Source organism: Pseudomonas sp. LBUM1669, from assembly GCF_059695705.1.
In genome coordinates this window covers 970869-995307 of sequence record NZ_CP166784.1, presented here as the reverse complement: position 1 = coordinate 995307, position 24439 = coordinate 970869, and the positions used below count along the sequence as shown (strand labels likewise).

Genomic DNA, 24439 nt, shown 5'->3' with positions numbered 1-24439 from the left:
TCGTTCAGGCATGTTCACGATAATGGCCGCATCTTGTCAGTACGACGCTCAGCGCGCGTTAAGGGTTTGCCAACAGGGTATGCCGAAATGGCCGAGCAGCTCAGCGGTTTCGCACAGCGGCAGTCCAACCACCGCCGAGTAACTGCCATTGAGCCCGGCGACAAACACCGCGCCCAGGCCTTGAATGCCATAGCCACCGGCCTTGTCCCGGGGTTCACCACTGGCCCAGTAGGCCGCCGCTTCATCGCGAGCGATGCTGCGAAAACGCACCAGACTGCGCACTACCCGCGACTCACAACGCTCACCGTCAAGCACCGCGATGGCGGTCAATACTTCGTGTTCCTGACCGGCCAACATCATAAGCATGGCGCACGCCTCGGCTTCGTCCACCGGTTTGCCGAGAATTTTCCCGTTGAGCACCACGGCGGTGTCGGCACCCAGCACGCAAAAATCGGCGGCGGACACGACCGCGCCGCGCCCGGCCTCGGCTTTGCCGCGCGCCAGGCGCTCGACATAGGCCGACGGGGATTCTTGAGCTAAAGGGGTTTCATCGATGTCCGCGCTGATGGCGGAGAACGGCACGCCGATCTGCGTGAGCAGTTCACGCCGACGCGGCGAGCCTGAGGCCAGATAAAGCTTTCTCATCAAGACATCTCCCTGTCGAGGTTATGGGCAAATGCCTGACCGAATTAATTGATCTTGTAGCGTCGACGCAACCCGCGCAAACCGTAGCTGACCCATGGCCAGAGCAATGCACTGACCAAGGCCGGCAGTACCAGCGCCAGGGTCGGCTGACGGTTGCCGGTCAGGGCGCTCAGCCATAGTTGAACCAGCTGCGCGAGGCCGAAAATCACCAGGATCACCAGGCTCTGTTGCCACATCGGGAACATGCGCAGGCGCTGTTGCAGCGACAGGACCAGGAAAGTGATGAGGGTCAGGATCAACGCGTTCTGGCCCAGCAAGGTGCCGTAGAGCACGTCTTCGGCCAGGCCCAGGCACCACGCGGTGACCATGCCGACTTTCTGCGGCAAGTACAACGCCCAGAAAGCCAGCAGCAAGGCCAGCCAGAGCGGGCGGAGGATTTCCATGAATTGCGGCAGTGGTGAAACGCTGAGCAGCAGGCCAATGGCAAACGTCAGCCAGATCATCCAGTCATTTCGGGATGCGGTAGCACCGACCATTATTCTCGTCCCCCAGTGGAAGCCGGCGCGGAGACAGGCGGTTTGGCGGCAGGTTTCACCGCAGCCGGTTGAGTGGCGGGCGGTTTGGTTGCGGCAGGTTGCGATGCGGGTGGCTTGGCGGCCGCCGGTTTGGCCGGGGTTGCCGCCGGTGCGGGTACTGCCGGCGTTGCGGCAGGCGCAGCGGCTGCGACGGGCACCACCACGGTTGCCGGAACGGGTTTAGGCACGGTCGCCGGAATGATCGGCCCACCACCGTGCTGGTCCAGCGCTTCTTGCGCCTGGGCAGCATCGTTGGCGCGCTCTTCGGCGGTGCGACCGTCGGTGAACACCAGCAGCAGGTAACGGCTGCGGTTCAACGCGGCGGTCGGCACGGCACGCACGATGGCAAACGGCTGGCCGGAATCGTGGATCACTTCCTTGACGGTCGCGACCGGGTAACCGGCCGGGAATCGCTGACCGAGGCCGGAACTGACCAGCAGATCGCCTTCCTTGATATCAGCCGTGTCCGCTACGTGACGAAGTTCCAGGCGTTCCGGGTTACCGGTGCCGCTGGCAATCGCCCGCAGACCGTTGCGATTCACCTGCACCGGAATGCTGTGGGTGGTGTCGGTCAGCAGCAGTACACGGGAGGTGTAAGGCATTAACTCGACCACCTGGCCCATCAGGCCGCGGGCATCGAGTACCGGCTGACCGAGGACCACACCGTCGCGCTCACCTTTATTGATGATGATGCGATGGGTGAAGGGGTTGGGGTCCATGCCGATCAACTCGGCCACTTCGACCTTTTCGTTGACCAACGCAGAGGAATTGAGCAACTCGCGCAGCCGAACGTTCTGCTCGGTGAGGGCGGCCAGCTTTTGCATGCGGCCCTGCAACAGCAGGTTTTCGGTCTTGAGTTTTTCGTTTTCGGCGACGAGTTCGGTACGGCTGCCGAATTGGCTGGCCACACCCTGCCATAGCCGCTGCGGCAGGTCGGTGATCCAGTAAGACTGCATCAGCACCAGCGACATCTGGCTACGCACTGGCTTGAGCAGTGTGAAGCGGGCATCGACCACCATCAGCGCGACCGATAGCACGACCAGCACCAACAAGCGCACGCCCAGTGAAGGCCCTTTGGTGAAAAGCGGTTTAATAAGCCGCTCCTCCCAGGCAAATGTTTTGTTTATTCATACGGCAGACCGGCCTGGATGCAGACTGACAGAAGATAAACGCCAACAGGCAGCACTGCAAAGTGCCGCCTGCGCGCTCAACAGCATAGATGCATCGGGCGAGATCACTCGCTCGACAGCAGGTCCATGGTGTGTTTATCCATCATTTCCAATGCACGGCCACCGCCGCGAGCAACGCAGGTCAGCGGGTCTTCGGCAACGATCACCGGCAGACCTGTTTCCTGGGCCAGCAACTTGTCGAGGTCACGCAGCAAGGCGCCACCACCGGTCAGCACCAGTCCACGCTCGGCGATATCGGAAGCCAGTTCCGGAGGCGATTGCTCCAGCGCACTTTTCACAGCCTGAACGATGGTGGCCAGGGACTCTTGCAGAGCTTCCAGCACTTCATTTGAGTTCAAGGTGAAGGCACGCGGAACGCCTTCGGCCAGGTTACGGCCACGAACGTCTACTTCACGCACTTCGCCGCCTGGGTAGGCCGTACCGATTTCCTGCTTGATGCGCTCGGCAGTCGATTCGCCGATCAGGCTGCCGTAGTTGCGACGCACGTAGGTGATGATCGCTTCGTCGAAGCGATCGCCGCCAACCCGAACGGATTCGGCGTAAACCACACCGTTCAGGGAGATCAGCGCGATTTCAGTGGTACCACCACCGATATCGACCACCATCGAACCGCGCGCTTCTTCAACCGGCAGGCCGGCACCGATCGCAGCAGCCATTGGCTCTTCGATCAGGAACACTTCACGAGCACCGGCGCCAAGGGCCGATTCACGGATGGCACGACGCTCAACCTGGGTGGATTTGCACGGAACGCAAATCAGCACCCGCGGGCTTGGCTGCAGGAAACTGTTTTCGTGAACCTTGTTGATAAAATATTGCAGCATCTTTTCGCAGACGCTGAAGTCGGCAATGACGCCGTCCTTCATCGGACGAATGGCAGCAATGTTGCCCGGCGTACGGCCGAGCATGCGCTTCGCCTCGGTGCCGACAGCAACGACACTTTTCTGGTTACCGTGTGTCCGAATAGCCACAACCGATGGCTCATTCAGGACGATACCGCGCTCGCGCACGTAAATAAGGGTGTTGGCAGTGCCCAGGTCAATGGAAAGATCGCTGGAAAACATGCCACGCAGTTTCTTGAACATGGGAAAGGGACCCTAGGCAACGCGTGGGTAAAAAAGTGCGGCAAACTCTAACAACGACAGGGATTTTGGGCAAGGCGCCAATATGTTAAATTGGCCGCTTTTCTGTGCACCAACCCCCACAATCGCGGCCTTATGACCGTAGAAATGCGGTAGTGTTCCGACAATCTAACACACGGACGCCGTCCGTTCTGTTTTCCACTGGAGATTCCCATGGCGCTTGAACGCTCCGACGTGGAAAAAATCGCTCATCTGGCCTGCCTTGGCCTCAATGATGCCGATCTTCCACACATTACTTCAGCCCTGAACAGCATTCTCGGGCTGGTCGACGAAATGCAGGCGGTCAATACCGACGGTATCGAGCCGCTCGCCCACCCACTGGAAGCCAGCCAGCGCCTGCGTGCAGACGTCGTGACCGAGACCAATCATCGCGAGGCCTATCAGTCCATCGCACCAGCGGTCGAAAACGGCCTGTACCTGGTTCCGAAAGTCATCGACTAAAGGGAAAGAGCCTGCAATGCATCAATTGACTCTGGCCGAGATCGCCCGCGGACTCGCCGATAAAAAGTTTTCTTCCGAAGAGCTGACCAAGACCCTGCTGGCGCGTATCGCCCAGCTCGATCCTCAGCTCAACAGCTTCATCAGCCTCACCGAAGACCTGGCGCTCCAGCAGGCGAAAGCCGCTGACGCACGCCGCGCCAACGGTGAGAGCGGCGCCCTGCTCGGCGCGCCGATCGCCCACAAAGACCTGTTCTGCACCCAGGGTATCCGCACCAGCTGCGGCTCGAAGATGCTCGACAACTTCAAGGCACCGTACGACGCCACGGTCGTTGCCAAGCTGGCCGCTGCCGGCGCAGTGACCCTGGGCAAGACCAACATGGACGAATTCGCCATGGGGTCGGCCAACGAGTCGAGCTACTACGGCCCGGTGAAAAACCCGTGGAACCTCGAATACGTTCCGGGCGGTTCGTCCGGCGGTTCCGCTGCGGCGGTCGCGGCGCGCCTGTTACCGGCGGCTACCGGCACCGACACCGGCGGCTCGATCCGTCAGCCCGCGGCACTGACCAACCTCACAGGCCTGAAACCGACGTACGGTCGTGTTTCGCGCTGGGGCATGATCGCTTACGCCTCCAGCCTCGATCAGGGCGGCCCGTTGGCCCGCACTGCCGAAGACTGCGCAATCCTGCTGCAAGGCATGGCCGGTTTCGATCCGCAGGATTCCACCAGCATCGACGAGCCCGTGCCTGATTACAGCGCCAGCCTCAACGGTTCGCTGCAGGGCCTGCGCATCGGTGTGCCGAAGGAATATTTCAGCACCGGCCTCGACCCACGCATCGCCGAGTTGATCCACAACAGCGTCAAGGAGCTAGAAAAGCTCGGCGCCGTGATCAAGGAAATCAGCCTGCCGAACATGCAGCACGCGATCCCCGCGTACTACGTGATCGCCCCGGCAGAAGCTTCTTCCAACCTGTCGCGTTTCGACGGCGTGCGTTTCGGCCACCGCTGCGAAAACCCGGTCAACCTGATCGACCTGTACAAGCGCTCCCGTGGCGAAGGTTTCGGCCCGGAAGTGCAGCGCCGGATCATGGTCGGCGCCTACGCGCTGTCCGCCGGTTACTACGACGCCTATTACCTGAAGGCGCAGAAGATTCGTCGCTTGATCAAGAACGACTTCATGGCGGCCTTTAATGAAGTCGACATCATCCTCGGCCCAACCACGCCGAACCCGGCCTGGAAGCTCGGCGCCAAGAACAGCGACCCGGTGGCTGCATACCTGGAAGACGTCTACACCATCACCGCCAACCTCGCGGGCCTGCCGGGCTTGTCCATGCCTGCCGGTTTCGTCGAGGGTCTGCCGGTCGGCGTGCAACTGCTCGCCCCGTATTTCCAGGAAGGTCGCCTGTTGAACGTTGCCCATCAGTATCAGTTGAACACTGACTGGCACACCCGCACCCCAACCGGCTTCTGAGGAGAAACACATGCAATGGGAAGTCGTGATCGGGCTGGAGATTCATACCCAGCTCACCACCCGGTCGAAAATCTTTTCCGGTAGCTCCACCACGTTCGGTTCCGAGCCGAACACCCAGGCCAGCCTGGTTGACCTCGGCATGCCTGGCGTACTGCCGGTGCTGAACCAGGAAGCCGTGCGCATGGCCGTGATGTTCGGCCTGGCCATCGATGCCGAGATCGGCCAGCACAACGTGTTCGCCCGTAAAAACTATTTCTACCCGGACCTGCCCAAGGGCTACCAGATCAGCCAAATGGAATTGCCGATCGTCGGCAAGGGCCACCTGGACATCGCCATGGAAGACGGCACGATCAAACGTGTCGGCGTCACCCGTGCGCACCTGGAAGAAGACGCCGGCAAAAGCCTGCACGAAGAGTTCAACGGTGCCACCGGCATCGACCTGAACCGTGCCGGCACGCCGCTGCTGGAAATCGTCTCCGAGCCTGACATGCGCAGCGCCAAGGAAGCCGTGGCCTACGTCAAGACTGTCCACGCGCTGGTGCGTTACTTGGGCATCTGCGACGGCAACATGGCCGAAGGCTCGCTGCGTTGCGACTGCAACGTGTCGATCCGTCCGAAGGGCCAGGTTGAATTCGGCACTCGTTGCGAGATCAAGAACGTCAACTCGTTCCGCTTCATCGAGAAGGCGATCAACAGCGAAGTGCAGCGTCAGATCGAGCTGATCGAAGACGGCGGCAAAGTGATCCAGCAGACCCGCCTGTACGATCCGAACAAGGACGAAACCCGTCCGATGCGCAGTAAAGAGGAAGCCAACGACTACCGTTACTTCCCCGATCCGGACCTGCTGCCGGTGGTCATCGAGAACTCGTTCCTCGACGACGTGCGTGCCACGCTGCCGGAATTGCCACCGCAGAAACGCGAGCGCTTCCAGGCGCAGTTCGGTCTGTCGGTCTACGACGCCAGCGTCCTGGCCACCAGCCGCGAGCAAGCCGATTACTTCGAGCAAGTCGTGAGCATCAGCGGCGACGCCAAGCTGGCGGCCAACTGGGTCATGGTCGAACTGGGCAGCCTGCTGAACAAGCAAGGCGTGGAAATCGACCAGTCACCGGTCTCGGCCGAGCAACTGGGCGGCATGCTGCTGCGCATCAAGGACAACACCATCTCCGGCAAAATCGCCAAGGTGGTGTTTGAAGCGATGGCGAACGGCGAAGGCAGCGCGGACGAGATCATCGACAAGCGTGGCCTGAAACAAGTGACCGACAGCGGCGCGATCTCGGCGGTGCTGGACGAAATGCTCGCGGCCAACGCCGAGCAGGTCGAGCAATACCGCGCGGCAGACGAAGCCAAACGCGGCAAGATGTTCGGCTTCTTCGTCGGTCAGGCCATGAAAGCCTCCAAAGGCAAGGCCAACCCGCAACAGGTCAACGAACTGCTGAAAAGCAAGCTCGAAGGCTGACCGGAATGGAGCCAGCTCTAACTACTGGCTCAATTCCCTGTGGCGAGGGAGCTTGCTCCCGCTGGTCTGAGAAGCAGACCCAAATCGGTAACCGCATTCTTTCAGTAAGAATGCATCAAACGATTTGCGACCGCTTCGCGGCCGAGCGGGAGCAAGCTCCCTCGCCACATTTATTTTGGGAAGCTTTCAAATGAAGCGTCTACTAGGTGCTTGCGCCCTGCTCTCTCTGCTGGCCGGTTGCGCCAGCAACGATGCCATCGATCCACACGGCTACGACAAGACCGGCGTAGCTTCGTATTACGGCGCCAAACACCACGGTAAACGCACCGCCAGCGGCGAGCGTTTCAACATGAGTTCCCTGACTGCCGCCCATCGCCAGTTGCCATTCGGCACGCGGGTGATGGTCACCAATCTGAATAACGACAAGTCCTGCGTGGTCCGGATCAACGACCGCGGGCCGCACACCCGTGGTCGCCTGATTGATCTTTCACGCGAGGCCGCCGAACAACTGGGTATGCTCCGTAGCGGCACTGCACGGGTTCGCGTGCAAGCCATCGACGATTAACTGACGGAGCCCCGACCATTTTCGGACTTGCCGATTTACCCCTGATCAGCCTGATCGAGTTGCTCGGTGGCCTGCTGTTGCTGATCGCCGGCGCCGAGCTGATGGTCCGTGGCGCCGTGCGCCTGGCGGCGCGCTTGCAGGTGCGGCCGCTGATCATCGGCCTGACCATCGTCGCCCTGGGCAGCAGCGCGCCGCAAATGGCCGTCAGCCTGCAAGCCACCCTGGCGCAAAACGCCGATATCGCCGTCGGCAGCGTGATCGGCAGCAGCATCTTCAACATCCTCGTCACCCTCGGGCTTTCGGCGCTGATCATTCCACTGCGGGTTTCGCGGCAACTGGTACGCCTGGATATTCCGCTGATGATCGGCGCCAGCCTGCTGGTGTTTTTACTGGCGTGGAATGAAGAGCTGAACCGCGTGGACGGCATGATTCTGCTGGCCGCCCTGGCGCTGTATCTGGGTTTGCTGCTGCGTCAGTCGCAGCACTCGGCCCGTCCACCCTCCCATGACGGAACACCCCGGGCACCGTGGTTCAGCAGCGTGCTGATGATCGTCGCCGGACTGGCGATGCTGGTCTATGCCGGCCATTTATTGCTGGGAGCCGCCGTGGCGGTCGCGACTGATCTGGGGTTGTCGGAGCGGGTCATCGGCCTGACCATCGTCGCCATCAGCACGTCCCTGCCGGAACTGGCCACCTCATTGATCGCCGCCTTGCGCGGTCAACGGGACATTGCCGTGGGCAACGTGATCGGCAGCAACCTGTTCAACCTCCTGGGTGTGCTCGGTCTGACTGCGCTCGTCGCCCCCTCGCCGCTGTCGGTCTCGCCCAACGCCCTGGATTTCGACCTGCCAGTGATGCTCGGTGTCGCGGTGTTGTGTCTGCCGCTTTTCTACACCGGTTACCGGGTGACCCGCGCCGAAGGCCTGCTGTTTCTGGGCTTGTACCTGGCTTACGGTCTGCACGTGGTGTCGTTCACCACCGGCATGCCCCTGGCCGGCAAGCTTGAACACCTGATGCTGTTTTACGTCCTGCCGGCGCTGGTGGCGTTTCTGCTGTTCACGTCGCTACGCGCCTGGCGTCGCCAACACCACAAGAGGGAAATGCCATGACCGACCATAAAAAGCCTGGCGTTGAAGTCCGCCGCCAAGTGATGGGCGATGCGTTCGTCGACCGCGCATTGGGCAATGCCACCGACTTCACCCAGCCGCTGCAGGACTTCGTCAATGAACACGCCTGGGGCGCCGTGTGGAACCGCGAAGGTCTGCCGCTGAAAACCCGCAGTCTGATCACCCTCGCCGCCCTGACCGCATTGAAGTGCCCGCAGGAATTGAAGGGGCACGTGCGCGGTGCGTTGAACAACGGCTGCACCGTGGAAGAGATCCGCGAGGCGCTGCTGCATTGCGCGGTGTACGCCGGTGTGCCGGCGGCGATTGATGCGTTTCGGGCGGCGCAAGAAGTGATCGACAGCTATCAGAAGCCTGAGTGACTCTTCAAAAGTTGTGGTGACAGGACTGGCGCCTTCGCGGGCAAGCCTCGCTCCAACAGGTTCGGTGAACTCCGTAGGAGCGAGGCTTGCCCGCGAAGAGGCCCTGGACACCAGCGAAAATCCCGAAGCTAGATCCACCCGCCCCACTGCAACAAGAAGATCCCGACATTGGTGGTCACCGCCGCCATCAACGTGGTGATCACGATGATCGCTGCCGCCAGTTCATGATTGCCATTGGCCTGACGGGCCATGACAAAACTGGCCGCGGCGGTCGGGCTGCCGAAGTACAGGAACAAAATCCCCAACTCCGCACCACGAAAGCCCCAGAGCCATGCACCCAGTGTCGCCAGAACCGGCAGGCCGATCATCTTCACCAGGCTTGAGCTGAGCGCCATGTTGCCGCTTTTGCGCAATGCCGCCAGCGACAGCGTGCCGCCAATGCAGATCAACGCCAACGGCAAGGTGGTTTGCGCCAGGTATTGGCCGGACGTCTCCAGCCATCCCGGCAAGCTGATCTTGAAGTAGGCAAACGGTGCCGCCGCAAACACGCTGATGATCAGTGGATTGACCATCACGCTTTTGCAGATGCTCCAGGGGTCGGACTTGATCACGGGGCTGTACACCGCCAGCACAATCGTCGAGAGCGTGTTGTAGAGCAGGATCACCAACGCCGCGAGAATTGCCCCGAGGGAAATCCCGTAGTCGCCGTACATGCTCGCCGCCAGCGCCAGCCCGATGACCCCGTTGTTACCGCGAAAGGCGCCTTGGGTGTAAATCCCCCGGTCTTCCCGTGGGCACTTCCAGATCGCCCAGCCCCAGGCGATGGCGAAACTCGCCAGGGTGGCGAGCGAGAAGTAGATGAGCAGCGCCGGTTGCAACGCGGCGTGCAGGTCGGCATGCAGGATGCCCAGAAACAGCAACGCCGGCATGGTGACGTTGAACACCAGGGCCGACGCAGTGTGGATGAAGTTGTCGTTGATCCAGTCGATGCGCTTGAGCAGCACCCCCAGAAACAGCATGGCAAACACCGGCGCGGTGATGTTCAGGGTTTCGAGGAAAATTGCCAGCATGCCGGGGATAACCTTGGGTGAGCGTCGTTAGGGGGCTAATGATAAGCCACCAGGTCCCCCGGCGTCTGGACGAGCAGGCGATGACTCACCTGTGGCGAGGGAGCTTGCTCCCGCTGGACTGCGTAGCAGTCCCCTTTTTTGGGGCCGCTTCGCGACTCAGCGGGAGCAAGCTCCCTCGCCACAGTCTTAAGTAATCGGCGCCGGGTTGAACAGGGTGATGTCGTTATGCAGCTTATGCTGCTCGGCCCAAGTCTGCTTCGTGCCGCTGGCCACGTCCAAGTAGTAGTGAAACAACTCCCAGCCGAGGTCTTCGATCGAAGCGCGTCCGGTCGCAATCCGCCCGGCATCGATGTCGATCAAGTCTGGCCAACGCTGCGCCAGCTCGGTCCGGGTCGACACCTTCACCACCGGCGCCATCGCCAAACCATATGGTGTGCCACGCCCGGTAGTGAACACATGCAGGTTCATCCCCGCCGCCAACTGCAACGTCCCGCAGACAAAATCACTGGCCGGGGTCGCGCAGAAAATCAGCCCTTTGCGCTTGAAACGCTCGCCAGGGCCCAGCACGCCGTTGATCGCGCTGCTGCCGGATTTGACGATCGAGCCCAAGGACTTCTCGACAATGTTCGACAACCCGCCCTTCTTGTTGCCCGGCGTGGTGTTGGCGCTGCGATCCGCTTCACCCTTGGCCAGGTAACGGTCGTACCAGTCCATTTCCCGCACCAGTTCCTGAGCAACTTCCTCAGTCTCCGCGCGGGAAGTCAGCAGGTAAATCGCGTCGCGCACTTCGGTGACTTCGGAAAACATCACCGTCGCGCCAGCCCGCAGCAACAGGTCCGAGGCATAACCCAGCGCGGGGTTGGCGGTGATGCCGGAAAACGCATCGCTGCCGCCGCACTGCATGCCCAGAATCAGCTCGGACGCCGGCACGGTTTCCCGGCGACGCTGATCAAGCTTCTTCAAACGGGTCTCGGCCAGCGCCATGATCTGTTCGATCATCTCGGTGAAACCGTGACTCGAATCCTGCAAGCGGTACAGCCACGGATCGCTCAAATCCACCGAACTGTCGTTCTCGTGCATCACCTGCCCGGCCTGCAATTTCTCGCAGCCCAGGCTGATGACCAAGGCTTCGCCACCCAGGTTCGGGTTACGCGCCAGGTTACGCACGGTGCGGATCGGGATGTAGGCGTCGGTGGCGGTTATCGCCACGCCACAGCCGTAGCTATGGGTCAGCGCCACCACGTCATCGACGTGCGGATACTTGGGCAGCAATTCATCCTTGATGCGCTTGACCGCATGGTCCAGCACGCCGGTAACGCACTGAACGGTCGTGGTAATCCCGAGAATGTTGCGCGTGCCGACGGTGCCGTCGGCGTTGCGATAACCCTCGAACGTGAAGCCTTCCAGCGGTGCCTGCGCGGCCGGCACTTCGGTGGACAGCGGCAAGCTGTCCAGCGGTGGTGCGGTGGGCATGCGCAGTTGATCTTCCTTGACCCAGCTGCCGCGTGAAATCGGCTGCAACGCGTAGCCAATGGTCTGGCCGTAACGAATCACCTGGCCGCCCTCGGGAATATCCTCGAGGGTGACTTTATGGCTCTGCGGCACGAAGTCCACCGTCACCAGGCCATCGGGAAACTCGGTGCCGGCCGGTACGCCCTGGTCGTTGACCACGATCACGACGTTGTCCCGCTCGTGCAGGCGGATGTAGCGCGGCGAGTCGGAATGTTCAATCAACTGCATGACGCCGCTCCTCAGGAATGCGCTTGAGACAATTTGTTATTGGTTTCAGGACCGCTGACGGGCGGCTCTTTGAGCACCACACGCTTGATCGGACCGACGATCACCAGGTAGCTGAACACCGCGACCAGTGCGTTGCAACCGACAAACACCAGCGCCCATTTGAACGAACCGGTGGAGCTGATGATGTAGCCGATCACGATCGGGGTGGTGATCGAAGCGATGTTGCCGAAGGTGTTGAACAGGCCGCCGCTGAGACCGGCGATCTGTTTTGGCGAGGTGTCGGACACCACGGCCCAACCCAACGCACCCACGCCTTTACCGAAGAATGCCAACGCCATGAAGCCGACGACCATCCACTCAACATCGACATAGTTGCAGGCCACGATGCTGCTGGAGACCAGCAAACCGGCAATGATCGGCGCCTTGCGGGCGAAGGTCAGGGAGTGGCCCTTGCGCAGCAGGTAGTCAGAAATCACCCCGCCGAGCACACCCCCGATAAACCCGCAGATGGCCGGCAACGAGGCAATGAAGCCGGCCTTGAGGATGGTCATGCCGCGTTCCTGCACCAGGTACACCGGGAACCAGGTCAGGAAGAAGTAGGTGATGCCGTTGATGCAGTACTGGCCCAGATACACACCGAGCATCATGCGGTTGGTCAGCAACTGGCGGATGTAGTCCCACTTCGGACCGTCGCCCTTTTTGCCCTTGCCTTTGTCCTGATCCATGTCGACCATGCCGCCGTTGTCGGCGATGTGCTTGAACTCGGCGTCGTTGATCATCGGATGCTGGCGCGGGCTGTAAATCACCTTCAGCCAGATACCCGAGAATATGATACCGATCACGCCCATGACGATGAACACGTGCTGCCAGCCGAAGCTGTAGACGATCCAGCCCATCAGTGGTGCAAACAACACGGTGGCAAAGTACTGCGCCGAGTTGAAGATCGCCGAGGCAGTGCCGCGTTCAGCCGTCGGGAACCAGGCCGCGACAATGCGTGCATTGCCAGGGAAGGATGGCGCTTCGGCCAGGCCCACCAGAAAGCGCAGCATGAAGAGCGCAACCACCGCCGTGGACATGCCGAACTCACCGACATAACCCTGCAGCACGGTGAACAGCGACCAGGTGAAGATGCTTAATGCGTAGATTTTTTTCGAGCCAAAACGGTCCAGCAGCCAGCCACCGGGAATTTGCCCGGCCACGTAAGCCCAACCGAATGCAGAGAAGATGTAACCGAGGGTGACCGCGTCGATGCCGAGGTCTTTTTGCAGGCTGGAGCCCGCGATGGCGATAGTGGCCCGGTCGGCGTAGTTGATCGTGGTCACCAGGAAAAGCATGAGCAAAATCAAATAGCGGACGTGAGTCGGCTTGGTCGCTTGCATGTAGATGTACTCCCACTGATTATTTTTATGCGCGGGTGAATCTTTGGTTTTTCTGTGGAAGCTGGCCTGTCGGGTCCCACAGGTATTGCGGTGTATCAGGAGCCGATGTAGCTGGTCTTCACGACCGTGTAGAACTCTTGCGCGTAGCGACCTTGCTCGCGGGAACCATAGGATGAACCTTTACGCCCACCGAATGGAACGTGGTAATCCACGCCCGCCGTCGGCAGGTTGACCATCACCATCCCGGCCTGGGAGTGGCGCTTGAAGTGGTTGGCGTACTTCAGCGACGTGGTGGCAATGCCTGCCGACAGACCGAATTCGGTGTCGTTGGCCATGGCCAGCGCGGCGTCGTAATCCGCTACGCGAACCACGTTGGCGACCGGTCCGAAGATTTCCTCACGGCTGATGCGCATCGCGGCTTCGCTGTCGGCAAACAGCGTTGGCGCGAGGTAGTAGCCTTCGGTATCGCAGGTCACCAGACCGCCGCCGCTGACCAGACGCGCACCTTCGGACTGGCCGATGTCGATGTACTTCAAGTCCTGTTCAAGCTGCGCTTGCGAGACGACCGGGCCAATGTCGGTGCCGGTTTTCAACGCGTGACCAACCTTGATCGACTTCATGCGCTCGGCCACGGCTTCGACGAACTTGTCGTGAATCCCGGCGGTGACGATGAAGCGGCTCGACGCCGTGCAACGCTGACCGGTGGAGTAGAACGCGCTCTGCACCGACAGCTCGACCGCTTGTTTCAGGTCGGCATCGTCGAGAATGATCTGCGGGTTCTTGCCACCCATTTCCAGCTGAACCTTGGCCTGACGCGACACGCAGCTGACGGCGATCTGACGACCGACACCGACCGAACCAGTGAAGCTGATGCCGTCGACTTTCGGGCTCTGCACCAGCGCATCGCCAACCACGCGACCGCTGCCCATCACCAGGTTGAAGACGCCGGCCGGGAAGCCTGCGCGGGCGATGATTTCCGCCAGCGCCCAGGCGCAGCCCGGCACCAGATCGGCCGGTTTCAGCACGACGCAGTTGCCGTAGGCCAGGGCTGGGGCGATTTTCCACGCAGGGATGGCGATCGGGAAGTTCCACGGCGTGATCAGGCCCACGACGCCCAATGCTTCGCGAGTGACTTCGACGTTCACACCCGGGCGCACCGACGGCAAGTAGTCGCCGGACAGGCGCAGGCACTCACCGGCGAAAAACTTGAAGATGTTGCCGGCGCGGGTCACTTCGCCGATGGCTTCGGGCAGGGTCTTGCCCTCTTCCCGGGCCAGCAAGGTGCCGAGCTCTTCGCGGCGGGCGAGGATTTCGGTACCGACTTTATCCAGCGAATCGTGACGAGCCTGAATACCCGACGTGGACCAGGCCGGGAACGCGGCGCGCGCGGCGTCGATGGCGGCGTGGACCTGAGCGAGGTCAGCCTTGGCGTAGTCGCCGATGGTGTCGGTCAGTTCGGACGGGTTGATGTTGGCGCAGTAATCGCTGCCCGCGACCCATTCACCGTTGATGTAGTTATCGAAACGCTTTGTATCAGCCACAACAATCTCCTCACGCAAAAGGCCGCTGATTGCTCCGCGGCCTTATTAATCGGGTGTGTTACTGCGCACCTTGCTTGTCGATCAGCGCGGCCAGAGCTTCGTACTCTTCTGGCAGCAGATCGGTCAGCGGTGCACGCACAGGACCTGCGTCATAGCCGGCAATTTTTGCCCCGGCCTTGACGATGCTCACCGCGTAACCGGCTTTGCGGTTACGGATGTCCAGGTACGGCAGGAAGAAGTCGTCGATGATCTTGCCAACGGTGGCGTGATCTTCGCGGGCAATGGCGTGATAGAAATCCATCGCGGTTTTCGGGATGAAGTTGAACACCGCCGAGGAGTAAACCGGCACGCCCAGTGCCTTGTAGGCTGCGGCGTACACTTCAGCGGTCGGCAAACCGCCAAGGTAGCTGAAGCGATCACCGAGGCGGCGACGGATCGACACCATCAACTCGATATCGCCCAGGCCATCCTTGTAGCCGATCAGGTTCGGGCAGCGCTCGGCCAGGCGTTCCAGCAACGGCGCGGTCAGGCGGCAGACGTTGCGGTTGTAAACCACCACGCCGATTTTCACCGATTTGCATACGGCTTCAACGTGGGCAGCAACCCCGTCCTGGCTGGCTTCGGTCAGGTAGTGCGGCAGCAACAACAAACCTTTCGCGCCCAGACGCTCGGCTTCCTGTGCGTATTCGATGGCTTGACGAGTGGAACCGCCCACACCGGCCAGAATCGGCACGCTGGTTTCGCAGGTGTCGACGGCTGTCTTGATGATTTCCGAATATTCGCTGGCCGCCAAAGAGAAGAACTCACCGGTGCCGCCTGCGGCAAACAACGCCGTGGCGCCGTATGGGGCCAGCCATTCGAGACGCTTGATGTAGCCCGCGCGATGGAAGTCGCCCTGAGCATTGAAATCGGTGACCGGGAAAGACAGCAGGCCGGAAGAAAGGATGGACTTCAGTTCTTGTGGATTCATTATTCGAACACCCTGGGTAGCGACATATGTGTGAGAACAGCGTTCAGCCTTCGGCCGAGTTGTATGTCATCGTACAACTTATATAATAACCGTCAACTGCATTTCATCGGTGTGGCTGGAATTTGTGTCGGAAAGGTATTTTCTTGACGTAGGAAGTTTCTCACCTAAGCTCTGATTGGCTGTATATACATACAGCCATCTTGAATCATACCGACGACATATCAAGGAGCCAGAAATGTCAGGTCTACAGACTCAACCGCAGGAAAAACCCAAGCAGGTCATCGCTAATCTTGATGAGCTTTTTACCGTGAAAGGCATTGTCATCAACGACAGCGATTCTCTGATGTTGCATCTCGCTGAACACCACGACGCCCCTCAACCCTCCGGCAAAGCCTTGAAAGGCAAGCCACAACTAAGGTTCGAGGGCGGCGAGCACACCGCCATCGGAGATGGCACGTTGCTGCGTTTCATCAAGGACGCGCCCGCTGTACCCGCCTCGCAGGTAGCGCTGCATCTACCAAACGGACTGGCGCTGACTTACGGTCAGGTCGTCGCCCTGGGCGGTGACTTTTATGGCATTCCCGATCAACCGGTCAGCGAAGGTGCCAACGCTGCCGATCGCATCCAGCGGTTTACCAATGCCTTCAACTCGCTGGCGGTGCTGCCGGCATCCAATGCCGAAGCCAAGCTGATCCTCGGCGTCATGCAGAAGGAAATCGCCGCCGTTAAACAGGCGATCAAGGACGGTAAACAGCCGCATGAAGCGTATGACGCCCTGGGAGATACGTTGTCCGAAGAGTGGAACAAAATCACCGGCGGCGGCAGTTTCGTCTCGGCGCTGTTTCCGTTGGGACGCTATTTGAAACTGGCCGCCAATAATGCCGATCACTTCGCCGAGTGGGCGCTGCTCGCCTATATCGCCGGGCACACGGCAGCCCTGCAACAAGCGGTGAAGGCACACAGCAGCAACGATGAAAAGCAGCTGGAACTGGCCTACGCCATGAACGCGTTTGCCGATCACTACCTGACCGACCTGTTTTCTGCCGGCCATTTGCGAGTACCGCGTAAACAGTTGGCCGCGGTGGTGACACCGAGTGATCTGGGCTCGCTGATTACCCGCTTCATGCACGACGAAGACAGCAAGTTCGGCCTCAATGTGCGCAACGGCAACGGCGATCACTGGCTTGGGTATGGCGACAAACGCTACTTCGACGCCATCGACAGCGCCAATCGCGTCCAGGTGAATCAGGCGGTGCAGGTGTCGGCGGACGAAGTGTTTGCGGCGTATCTCAGCGGTACCGCCACGGCACCCGGCAACTTCGGCGCCTTGAAAAAGACCCCGGACCTGCAAGCCGTGCTGAACCTGGCGAACAACTTTTCACCGCTGTTCCGGGTTGAAGGCAGCAAGGTGCTGCGGCGCAAGGACGTCAACAACCTGAACGACACCGCCACCGTCGATGACTGGTGGGGCTGGAGCACTTATTTGCTGCTCAAGGACTACAAACCCACTGGCAATCTGGCCTGATAAGGAGATCAATGATGACTATCAAATTGAAACTGGAACTGGCTTCGGGGCAATCGCTGGAGGGAGCGCCGCTTGAGTTGTTGTCCAAGGGCATGCCGATTGCTCGAGGGGTTGTGGATAAACAGGGCCGTGTGACGTTCGAGGTTAAATCTGCGAAGGCTGGATTGGCGGTGCGGGTGGATCGTTCGATTCTGACGACCGGCTGAGGGCTCTGCGCCAGGGCTTCCGGCCTCTTCGCGAGCAAGCCCGCTCCCACATTGGATCTTCGGTGAACACATTTTTTGTGACCCGCCGAGGTCAAGTGTGGGAGCGGGCTTGCTCGCGAAAGCGATTTGTCTGGCAACAAATCCTTCAGCCTGAAACCTACCCCCGCTGCGCCTCAGCCTCTTCATGCGCATGGCGCAGCCGCTCGCGACTGTTCGTCAAATGCAAGCGCATCGCGGCCCTTGCCGCATCTGAATCCTGGCGCGCAATCGCGTCGTAAATCTCTTCGTGTTCGCGGCTCAGGCGACTCATGTAGTGCTGCTGATCATCATGGGCGAGACGCGCGGAGTTGAGGCGGGTGCGTGGAATGATGCTGGTGCCCAGGTGGGTCATGATGTCGGTGAAGTAGCGGTTACCGGTCGCGAGGGCGATTTGCAGGTGGAACTGGAAGTCGGAGGCCACGGCATCACGGGCGTGTGCGGCACTTTCATTCAGGGCGTCCAGCGCGGCACGCATCAAGGCCAGCTGTTCCGTGCTGCGGCGTTGCGCGGCGAGGCCGGCGGATTCCACTTCGAGGCTGATACGCAGTTCCAGGATCGCCAGCACATCCCGCAGGGTGACCACGGTCGCCGGGTCGATACGGAAACCGCTCGGGCTCGGGGTGTCGAGCACAAAGGTGCCGATGCCGTGGCGGGTTTCCACCTGGCCAGCCGCCTGCAAACGGGAAATCGCCTCGCGCACCACGGTGCGGCTGACGCCATGGGCATCCATGATTGCCGACTCGGTGGGCAATTTGTCGCCGCGCTTGAGGCGACCGTCGCGGATCTGCTCGGACAGCACCGTCACCAATTCCTGTGCGAGGCTGCGGCGCTTGCGAGGGAGGCGTGGTGCGTCGATCGGGTTTTCCATGGTGAACGTCTGTCTCGAAAATTGCGGCTGAAACCGCATCATAGCTCAAGCGGGTTGTACGATCACCATCACCACTTTTGTAGGAGCGACCTGTGGCGAGGGGATTTATCCCCTCGCCACAAAAGCTCGCTCCCACACGGATTGCGGTGTTCAGGCGATCACGGTCTGGTCCACCAGATGACCATTTTCAATGCGCACATGCCGTGGGTGGAAACGCTTCAGGCTGCTGCGATGCCCGACGCTGACAATGCTCAGCCCCGGAATTTCATCGATCAACGCCTGATACAGCGACGCTTCATCCTCTTCATCCATTGCCGACGTCGCTTCATCCATGTACAGCCATTGCGGTGCGTAAAGCAGCGCACGGGCGAAGGCCAGTCGTTGCTGTTCACCCGGCGACAGCATGCGCTGCCAGTGGTTGGCTTCGTCCAGGCGCGCAACGAGGTGCGGCAAGCGGCAAGTCTCCAGCACATGCACATACCGCTCGTGCGGATAGGTCTCGCCGGCCTGTGGATAACTCAACGCCTCGCGCAACGTGCCAATCGGCAGATACGGTTTCTGCGGCAGGAACAGGTAGCGCGCCGCTGGCAGACGAATGCTGCCGTGGCCAGCCGGCCACAGGTGCCCCATCGCCCGCAGCAAGGTCGACTTGCCGCTGCCGGAGCGACCGCTCAGCATGACGCGTTCGCCCTCCTCCACGGTCATGTCGGCGTTCGTCAACAAGTGACGACCGTCGGCCAGATCGAGGCCCAGGTTGTGCACCTTCAATGCCGTACCCGAGTTCTGCACATCGATCGCCGGCGCACGCTCTTCGTTATCGGTCATGGCCTGGCGGAAACTCAGCAGACGATCGCAAGTGGCTCGCCACGACGCGAGGTTCTGGTACGCACTGATAAACCAGCTGAAACTCTCCTGCACATTGCCGAACGCCGAACTGATTTGCATCAGCTCGCCGAGTTCGATCTTGCCGGACAAGTAACGCGGCGAAGCCACGATGAACGGAAAGATGATGGCTGCCTGTTGGTAACCTGCGGTAAAGAACGTCAGACGCTTGGACACCTTCATGATGTCCCAGAAATTGTGCCAGACCATCCCGAAGCGGTTGCTCAAGCGACGGTTTTCATTGGGCTCGCCGTTGTACAGCGCAATGCTCTCGGCATTTTCGCGAATCCGCACCATGGAGAAACGCAGGTCGGCTTCGAAGCGTTGTTGTTGGTTGTTGAGGCCGATCAAGCGGCGACCGATCAAATGGGTCAGCCAGCTGCCGACCACGGCATACACCAGCACACACCAGAACATGTAGCCGGGAATGGTAAAACCAAACACTTCGATACTGCCCGACACGCCCCACAGAATGATCGAGAACGACACCAGGCTGACAATATTGCGAAGCAAACCGATGCCCAACTCCAGGGTATTGGAGGTGAAATTGTTGAGGTCTTCGGAAATCCGCTGGTCCGGGTTATCGGTGTAACCGCCCTGCTCCAGCTGGTAGTAATTCTTGTTGCCGAGCCAGCGGGCGAAATGCTTTTCCGTGAGCCAGGCACGCCAGCGAATGGTCAGCATCTGGGTCAGGTAGAGCCGGTACACGGCACCGACAATCGCCACAGCCGCAATCCCGCAGAAATACAGAATCAGCCGCCAGAACGCCGCTTCGTCTTTTTGCTGCAGCGCGTTGTAAAAATCCTTGTACCAGGTGTTGAACCACACCGAGATCCCCACGCTTATCAACGATAACGCAATCACCGCGATCAGCAGCGTCCAGGCCTTGACCTTCTCCTCGCTGCGCCAGTAAGGCGTGATCATCGCCCAGACTTTTCGAAAAAACTGCCCGCGCACAGCATCGTTGACCGCGGAGTACTCAGCGTTCTGATTCATGGAAAAGGCTCGATAAAGAAAAGAACACACACGAACCGATCATAGATGATCGGTTCGGGTTATCGCGAGGGCTGGCGATAATCGTTGAGCGTCCGTTCAACGGCGGACAGGACGCTTCTGCAGTTTGCGCTGCAGCGTGCGGCGATGCATGCCCAAGGCGCGGGCAGTGGCGGAGATGTTGCCTTCGTGCTCGGTCAGTACGCGCTGGATGTGTTCCCACTGCAGGCGGTCCACCGACATCGGGTTTTCCGGCACCAGGGTGTCGAGGTCGGCGTGCTCGGAGAGCAGCGCGGCCAGCACGTCGTCGGCGTCCGCCGGTTTGCACAGGTAGTTGCAGGCGCCGCGCTTGATTGCCTCGACGGCGGTGGCGATGCTCGAGTAACCGGTGAGGATCACCACGCGCATTTCCGGGTCGAGTTCGAGCAGTTTGGGCAGCAACACCAGGCCCGAGTCGCCGTCCATTTTCAGGTCCAGCGCGGCGTAATCCGGGATGTCGGCCTGGGCGATGACCAGGCCCTCTTCGGCGGAACCGGCGGTGCTGACGCGAAAACCACGGCGGGCCATGGCGCGGGCCATCACCCGGGTAAAAGTTGCGTCGTCGTCTACCAACAGCAAATGCGGCAGTTCTTCGCCTTCGCCTTCGACTTGGATCTCGTCACTCATGTTCGTCTCCTCGGGCGACACGGGGCAGGCGCAGCTCGGTGAGCGTGCCGCCTTCCTCATGACTGTAGAGTTTCACTGAGCCGCCGGCGCGTGTCACGCTGGCCTTGCTCAAAAACAGGCCCAGGCCGAAACCTTTGCCCTTGGTGGTAAAAAACGGCTTGCCGATCTGTTCGGCAATGGCCAACGGCACGCCGGCACCGTGGTCGCGAATGCTGATGGTCAGGTCTTCGGCATTCCAGTCCAGCGTCACCTGCAGCCCTTCGGGGCACGCGTCGGCGGCGTTGTTCAGCAAATTCAGCAGGGCTTGCGTCAGGTCCGGTGGCGGTGCCATGCGCGGCACCGTGCCTTGGCCCAGGCGCTGGAAGCGGTAACTGGCTTCCGGACGCATCAAGTGCCAGCGGTTCAGCGCTTCGTCAAGCCAGTCGGTGACGTCCTGCATCTCCACCGCGAGGCGGCGATTGGCCTCGGCGGCGCGCACCAGCTGCTGCAAGGTTTCTTTGCAGAGTTTGACTTGATCCTGCAGCACACTCAGGTCGTCCTGCAACAGCGGGTCGGGATGGTCCTGACGCATTTCCTTGAGCAGCACGCTCATGGTCGCCAGCGGCGTGCCCAGTTCATGGGCGGCGCCGGCAGCCTGGGTCGCAACGGCCAGCAACTGCTGGTCGCGCAGGCCTTCTTCTCGACGGATGGCGCGCAGTTCTTCCTGACGTCGCAACTCTTCGGCCATGCGGGCGGCGAAGAAGGTGATGACGGCTGCGGCGAGGGCGAAACTCAGCCACATGCCGTAGACCTGCAGGTTTTCCCGGGCAATCGGGAAAGTTTGCAGCGGATAAAAGCGCGCGAGCAGCAAGGTGTACATCGTCAACGCGATACCGGACAGAATCACCGAATAGCGCCACGGCAATGTCACGGCAGCGATGGTCAGCGGCACCAGATAATAAGAGACGAACGGGTTAGTCGAGCCGCCGGAGAAATACAGCAAGGCACTGTGGATAAACAGATCGCAGGCCAGTTGCAGGGCATATTCCAGTTCGGTGACCGGCCACGAGGTGCGCAGGCGAACCGCGGTGAACGCGCACAGCAGCGTCGAGCAGCCGAGGGTCATCGCCAGTTGCACCCACGGCAACGGCAGCAGATCGAACCAGTAGGCCAGGCCCACGGAACCGGCTTGAGCGGCGAGCACCAAAGTGCGGATGAACGTCAGCCGCCAGAGGTTCTGGCGAGTGGCAGAAGTGATTTGAACGGGGGCGAGCATGAGCTCTCCTGATGAGCGCTCCAGGCGGATCGCACGGAGTATAACCAAGCACGGGGGCTGACAGGCAAAAGTGCGGCAAACAGCCACAGTCTACCGACCTGATCCTTCCTCTGTGGCGAGGGAGCTTGCTCCCGCTCGGCTGCGCAGCAGACGCAACTCGGCTGACGCGTTTTGCCTGATGAATCGCGGTGGCAGGTTTTGGGACTGCTTCGCAGTCCAGCGGGAGCAAGCTCCCTCGCCACAGGATTCACCGACATCTGAATATCTGTATAGAAGTTGTAACTGTGCGAACCGGATCATTAAAGCTAGAGTCTGATGGTTTCACGCAGGCTCGGACCTAACCCCTGCGCACCGTCCAAGGAGTTTTCATGCACAGTTTCCGCCGCAGCGCCGCCCTTCTTGCCCTCAGCGTTGGCACCGTCGCCAGCCTCCCGGCCCTGGCCGCCGACGAGCTTCATTACAACCAGATCGCCCTGCGCGCCGAAGTCAGCCAGGAAGTGGCCCGCGACCTGATGATCGTGACCCTCTATACCGAAGAACAAAACACCGACCCGGCGAAACTCGCCGCCGACGTCAGCACCACCATGAACAAAGCGCTGGCCCAGGCCAAACAGGTCAAGGAAGTCACCCTGCGCCAAGGCAGCCGCAACAGCTACCCGATCTACGACACCAAGGGCCAGAAAATCACCGGCTGGCGTGAACGCGCCGAACTGCGCCTGGAAAGCTCCGACTTCGCCGCGCTCTCGAAGCTGACCGGCGAACTGCTGACCGACCTGAAAATGGGTGGCATGGACTTCGCCATCGCCACGCCAACCCGCAAGGCCAGCGAGGATGCGCTGCTGAAAGAAGCCGTCACCGCGTTCAAGGCTCGCGCCCAACTGGCAACCGACGCATTGGGTGGCAGGGGTTACAAAATCGTCAGCCTGAACCTGAACAGCAACGGCTATCCACAACCGTACATGCGCGGGCCGATGATGATGAAAGCGGCCGGCATGGATGGTGCGCCGGTGACGCCGGAGGTTGAGGCCGGCACGAGTCAGGTGAGCATGACGGCGGATGGCGCGATTGAAGTATTGATGCCTTGATTCGGTAACCCGTACACAGAAACGGCGGTCACCTGAAGTGATCGCCGTTTTTTGTTGCCTGGCGGAAAGCCGGCAGGTTTGTCTGATGATTTTGTGGTGATTGATCCACCGTAATCGCGAGCAGGCTCACTCCTACATGGGATCAGAGTCGTACACAAAATCCATGTACACACTCGCCCCCTGTGGGAGCGAGCCTGCTCGCGATAAACGATAACGCGGTCTACGCCGGATCGACGTTATCCAGTGCCCGATTCACCGCCAACTCCGCCAGCATGATGATCTGCTGGATCGCCAACACCGTATTGCGCTGCGGGCCGATCAGGTTAGCCGCGAAATCACTGGTCATGACACTCGCCGAAGCCAACGACTCGCAGGCTTGGGCCAGGAGACTTTCAGTGTCCATGTCCGGGGCAATCATGAACATAGTGCTGGGGCGGCGGGGTTTTGGGGCGTACTGGTCGGGGGGATCGAGGTAGTAGTCGAGAGCGCGTTTTATGGCTTCGCTGTCTTTGAGTAGTTCTTCATCGCGCAAGGCGTCGGCGTTTGGGTTAGTTTTATTGAAATTCGAATCGGAATTATCGTTGTCCATTTGCAGCTCCTAATCTTAATTGGAGCCATCACTTGCCGTTATGGTCGTGAGGGCCTTCGCCCTACTGATTCAGGTTTCCACTCCTGGCCGCTGATTTAGCAGCGACAGGAACGAGATTAGAGACACTGCTTCCTACCCGGCAACCTGAAAAATGCGTGGGAAAACGCTGTGTTTTTTACACATCTTTCAACACACAAAAATGGAACGCGGAGCGTCCCTGGCAGCATTCCCACGCGGAGCATGGGAACGATCAATCGGGAGCAACAGAAAGAGATTGGTCGGCTGTCAGGACGCCATCGCTGGCAAGCCAGCTCCCACAGAAATCGGCGTGTACCGCTCGCTTCTCACCACTCAACAGGCCGAGCGTTAGCTCGCCTGCAGCTTTTGATCTTGATCCACCCGCCCCTTCGGGAGGCTGAGTGGAGGCGTTCATCTGGGGGGTGGGCGCGTAGCGCCGTGCGGCGAAGCCGCACACATCGAGAGGAGGTCGAAGCGAAGCCGACCGGAGGCGATGCCCCCAGATGAATGCCGGAGCGAGGGTACGCCGAGCCTAAGCGAGGGGCTGGACGCTTGGGGCGAAGACCTTTGCTTCCTTTGGGGCGTTTGCCAAAGGGAGTCGCTGTAAGAGCGAAACCATAAGTGGCCGTTACCGCAGGAATGGATATG

23 protein-coding genes are annotated in these 24439 nt (G+C 60.4%); 9 read left to right on the top strand and 14 right to left on the bottom strand.

Annotated features, from left to right (window positions below; all coding sequences use genetic code 11):
• Window positions 1-48: 48 nt before the first annotated feature.
• The 4 genes from ACA051_RS04380 to mreB all read right to left on the bottom strand — a co-directional run bounded on the left by ACA051_RS04380 (window position 49) and on the right by mreB (window position 3492).
• Window positions 49-645: a Maf family protein gene (locus tag ACA051_RS04380; protein ID WP_497308037.1), complete on the bottom strand. Its 597-nt coding sequence runs from the start codon at window positions 643-645 to the stop codon at window positions 49-51.
• 44 nt (window positions 646-689) lie between these two features.
• A complete protein-coding gene (gene mreD, locus ACA051_RS04375; protein ID WP_461957232.1) occupies window positions 690-1181 on the bottom strand; it encodes a rod shape-determining protein MreD in 492 nt (163 codons plus the stop codon).
• Window positions 1181-2278 (bottom strand): rod shape-determining protein MreC, encoded by a 1098-nt coding sequence (gene mreC / locus ACA051_RS04370; protein WP_497373647.1) that lies wholly within the window; start codon window positions 2276-2278, stop codon window positions 1181-1183. The genes mreD and mreC overlap by 1 nt, the downstream gene beginning before the upstream one ends.
• A gap of 176 nt (window positions 2279-2454) precedes the next feature.
• Complete coding sequence (mreB, locus tag ACA051_RS04365; protein ID WP_002555108.1) at window positions 2455-3492, bottom strand: rod shape-determining protein MreB; 1038 nt, start codon at window positions 3490-3492, stop codon at window positions 2455-2457.
• Between the two features lie 210 nt (window positions 3493-3702).
• Between mreB and gatC the strand changes: the two genes are divergently transcribed.
• From gatC to ACA051_RS04335, 6 genes are all read left to right on the top strand, one after another.
• Window positions 3703-3990 (top strand): Asp-tRNA(Asn)/Glu-tRNA(Gln) amidotransferase subunit GatC, encoded by a 288-nt coding sequence (gene gatC / locus ACA051_RS04360; protein WP_007901429.1) that lies wholly within the window; start codon window positions 3703-3705, stop codon window positions 3988-3990.
• Window positions 3991-4006: 16 nt separating this feature from the next.
• Entirely contained in the window at window positions 4007-5458 is a 1452-nt protein-coding gene (gene gatA, locus ACA051_RS04355; RefSeq protein ID WP_497308034.1) for an Asp-tRNA(Asn)/Glu-tRNA(Gln) amidotransferase subunit GatA, read from the top strand.
• A 10-nt stretch (window positions 5459-5468) separates the two neighbouring features.
• Window positions 5469-6914 carry an Asp-tRNA(Asn)/Glu-tRNA(Gln) amidotransferase subunit GatB gene (gene gatB, locus ACA051_RS04350; RefSeq protein WP_497308032.1) on the top strand — a complete coding sequence of 482 codons (1446 nt, stop codon included), beginning with the start codon at window positions 5469-5471 and terminating at the stop codon, window positions 6912-6914.
• A 190-nt stretch (window positions 6915-7104) separates the two neighbouring features.
• Window positions 7105-7479: a septal ring lytic transglycosylase RlpA family protein gene (locus ACA051_RS04345; protein WP_497373645.1), complete on the top strand. Its 375-nt coding sequence runs from the start codon at window positions 7105-7107 to the stop codon at window positions 7477-7479.
• Between the two features lie 50 nt (window positions 7480-7529).
• The gene (locus ACA051_RS04340) at window positions 7530-8588 is read left to right on the top strand and encodes a calcium/sodium antiporter (RefSeq protein WP_497310537.1); all 1059 of its coding nucleotides are present in this window, start codon (window positions 7530-7532) and stop codon (window positions 8586-8588) included.
• On the top strand, window positions 8585-8965 hold the full coding sequence (locus ACA051_RS04335) for a carboxymuconolactone decarboxylase family protein (RefSeq protein ID WP_497373643.1): 381 nt from the start codon (window positions 8585-8587) through the stop codon (window positions 8963-8965). Before ACA051_RS04340 ends, ACA051_RS04335 begins: the two co-directional genes overlap by 4 nt.
• A gap of 128 nt (window positions 8966-9093) precedes the next feature.
• On the opposite strand, the gene ACA051_RS04330 is transcribed toward ACA051_RS04335, so the two are convergent.
• The 5 genes from ACA051_RS04330 to kdgD form a co-directional block, all read right to left on the bottom strand.
• A complete protein-coding gene (locus tag ACA051_RS04330; protein WP_497373641.1) occupies window positions 9094-10035 on the bottom strand; it encodes an AEC family transporter in 942 nt (313 codons plus the stop codon).
• A 186-nt stretch (window positions 10036-10221) separates the two neighbouring features.
• Window positions 10222-11775: a galactarate dehydratase gene (gene garD / locus ACA051_RS04325; RefSeq protein ID WP_497373639.1), complete on the bottom strand. Its 1554-nt coding sequence runs from the start codon at window positions 11773-11775 to the stop codon at window positions 10222-10224.
• Between the two features lie 11 nt (window positions 11776-11786).
• A complete protein-coding gene (locus tag ACA051_RS04320; protein WP_010463380.1) occupies window positions 11787-13154 on the bottom strand; it encodes an MFS transporter in 1368 nt (455 codons plus the stop codon).
• 95 nt (window positions 13155-13249) lie between these two features.
• A complete protein-coding gene (locus ACA051_RS04315; RefSeq protein ID WP_497373637.1) occupies window positions 13250-14695 on the bottom strand; it encodes an aldehyde dehydrogenase family protein in 1446 nt (481 codons plus the stop codon).
• A gap of 58 nt (window positions 14696-14753) precedes the next feature.
• On the bottom strand, window positions 14754-15665 hold the full coding sequence (gene kdgD / locus ACA051_RS04310) for a 5-dehydro-4-deoxyglucarate dehydratase (protein ID WP_046052865.1): 912 nt from the start codon (window positions 15663-15665) through the stop codon (window positions 14754-14756).
• A gap of 235 nt (window positions 15666-15900) precedes the next feature.
• Between kdgD and ACA051_RS04305 the strand changes: the two genes are divergently transcribed.
• Entirely contained in the window at window positions 15901-17190 is a 1290-nt protein-coding gene (locus ACA051_RS04305) for a phospholipase (RefSeq protein ID WP_497373635.1), read from the top strand.
• A gap of 14 nt (window positions 17191-17204) precedes the next feature.
• Window positions 17205-17396: a hypothetical protein gene (locus ACA051_RS04300; RefSeq protein WP_497308018.1), complete on the top strand. Its 192-nt coding sequence runs from the start codon at window positions 17205-17207 to the stop codon at window positions 17394-17396.
• 157 nt (window positions 17397-17553) lie between these two features.
• Here ACA051_RS04300 and ACA051_RS04295 read toward each other — a convergent pair whose 3' ends face one another.
• The 4 genes from ACA051_RS04295 to ACA051_RS04280 all read right to left on the bottom strand — a co-directional run bounded on the left by ACA051_RS04295 (window position 17554) and on the right by ACA051_RS04280 (window position 22099).
• Window positions 17554-18303: a FadR/GntR family transcriptional regulator gene (locus tag ACA051_RS04295; RefSeq protein ID WP_497373633.1), complete on the bottom strand. Its 750-nt coding sequence runs from the start codon at window positions 18301-18303 to the stop codon at window positions 17554-17556.
• 150 nt (window positions 18304-18453) lie between these two features.
• Window positions 18454-20181, bottom strand: coding sequence for an ABC transporter ATP-binding protein/permease (locus ACA051_RS04290; protein ID WP_403101126.1), 1728 nt, complete (start codon window positions 20179-20181; stop codon window positions 18454-18456).
• Between the two features lie 96 nt (window positions 20182-20277).
• The gene (locus tag ACA051_RS04285) at window positions 20278-20844 is read right to left on the bottom strand and encodes a response regulator transcription factor (RefSeq protein ID WP_497308013.1); all 567 of its coding nucleotides are present in this window, start codon (window positions 20842-20844) and stop codon (window positions 20278-20280) included.
• Window positions 20837-22099 (bottom strand): ATP-binding protein, encoded by a 1263-nt coding sequence (locus tag ACA051_RS04280; RefSeq protein ID WP_497308011.1) that lies wholly within the window; start codon window positions 22097-22099, stop codon window positions 20837-20839. Before ACA051_RS04280 ends, ACA051_RS04285 begins: the two co-directional genes overlap by 8 nt.
• Window positions 22100-22467: 368 nt before the next feature.
• Here ACA051_RS04280 and ACA051_RS04275 point away from each other — a divergent pair, with 368 nt between their 5' ends.
• Window positions 22468-23184: an SIMPL domain-containing protein gene (locus ACA051_RS04275; protein ID WP_497308009.1), complete on the top strand. Its 717-nt coding sequence runs from the start codon at window positions 22468-22470 to the stop codon at window positions 23182-23184.
• Between the two features lie 220 nt (window positions 23185-23404).
• Here the strand turns inward: ACA051_RS04275 and ACA051_RS04270 are convergent, their stop codons facing one another.
• Window positions 23405-23773: a DUF6124 family protein gene (locus ACA051_RS04270; protein ID WP_497308007.1), complete on the bottom strand. Its 369-nt coding sequence runs from the start codon at window positions 23771-23773 to the stop codon at window positions 23405-23407.
• Window positions 23774-24439: the final 666 nt, after the last annotated feature.

What these genes read in the sequence shown, in the direction of transcription:
- ACA051_RS04330 (WP_497373641.1), bottom strand. Translation starts at nt 10,035, where the DNA reads ATGCTGGCAATTTTCCTCGAAACCCTGAACATCACCGCGCCGGTGTTT.
- ACA051_RS04380 (WP_497308037.1), bottom strand. Translation starts at nt 645, where the DNA reads ATGAGAAAGCTTTATCTGGCCTCAGGCTCGCCGCGTCGGCGTGAACTG.
- ACA051_RS04320 (WP_010463380.1), bottom strand. Translation starts at nt 13,154, where the DNA reads ATGCAAGCGACCAAGCCGACTCACGTCCGCTATTTGATTTTGCTCATG.
- mreD (WP_461957232.1), bottom strand. Translation starts at nt 1,181, where the DNA reads ATGGTCGGTGCTACCGCATCCCGAAATGACTGGATGATCTGGCTGACG.
- gatB (WP_497308032.1), top strand. Translation starts at nt 5,469, where the DNA reads ATGCAATGGGAAGTCGTGATCGGGCTGGAGATTCATACCCAGCTCACC.
- ACA051_RS04305 (WP_497373635.1), top strand. Translation starts at nt 15,901, where the DNA reads ATGTCAGGTCTACAGACTCAACCGCAGGAAAAACCCAAGCAGGTCATC.
- ACA051_RS04290 (WP_403101126.1), bottom strand. Translation starts at nt 20,181, where the DNA reads ATGAATCAGAACGCTGAGTACTCCGCGGTCAACGATGCTGTGCGCGGG.
- ACA051_RS04270 (WP_497308007.1), bottom strand. Translation starts at nt 23,773, where the DNA reads ATGGACAACGATAATTCCGATTCGAATTTCAATAAAACTAACCCAAAC.
- gatC (WP_007901429.1), top strand. Translation starts at nt 3,703, where the DNA reads ATGGCGCTTGAACGCTCCGACGTGGAAAAAATCGCTCATCTGGCCTGC.
- mreB (WP_002555108.1), bottom strand. Translation starts at nt 3,492, where the DNA reads ATGTTCAAGAAACTGCGTGGCATGTTTTCCAGCGATCTTTCCATTGAC.
- kdgD (WP_046052865.1), bottom strand. Translation starts at nt 15,665, where the DNA reads ATGAATCCACAAGAACTGAAGTCCATCCTTTCTTCCGGCCTGCTGTCT.
- ACA051_RS04280 (WP_497308011.1), bottom strand. Translation starts at nt 22,099, where the DNA reads ATGCTCGCCCCCGTTCAAATCACTTCTGCCACTCGCCAGAACCTCTGG.
- ACA051_RS04295 (WP_497373633.1), bottom strand. Translation starts at nt 18,303, where the DNA reads ATGGAAAACCCGATCGACGCACCACGCCTCCCTCGCAAGCGCCGCAGC.
- ACA051_RS04275 (WP_497308009.1), top strand. Translation starts at nt 22,468, where the DNA reads ATGCACAGTTTCCGCCGCAGCGCCGCCCTTCTTGCCCTCAGCGTTGGC.
- ACA051_RS04335 (WP_497373643.1), top strand. Translation starts at nt 8,585, where the DNA reads ATGACCGACCATAAAAAGCCTGGCGTTGAAGTCCGCCGCCAAGTGATG.
- ACA051_RS04345 (WP_497373645.1), top strand. Translation starts at nt 7,105, where the DNA reads ATGAAGCGTCTACTAGGTGCTTGCGCCCTGCTCTCTCTGCTGGCCGGT.
- garD (WP_497373639.1), bottom strand. Translation starts at nt 11,775, where the DNA reads ATGCAGTTGATTGAACATTCCGACTCGCCGCGCTACATCCGCCTGCAC.
- ACA051_RS04285 (WP_497308013.1), bottom strand. Translation starts at nt 20,844, where the DNA reads ATGAGTGACGAGATCCAAGTCGAAGGCGAAGGCGAAGAACTGCCGCAT.
- ACA051_RS04300 (WP_497308018.1), top strand. Translation starts at nt 17,205, where the DNA reads ATGACTATCAAATTGAAACTGGAACTGGCTTCGGGGCAATCGCTGGAG.
- gatA (WP_497308034.1), top strand. Translation starts at nt 4,007, where the DNA reads ATGCATCAATTGACTCTGGCCGAGATCGCCCGCGGACTCGCCGATAAA.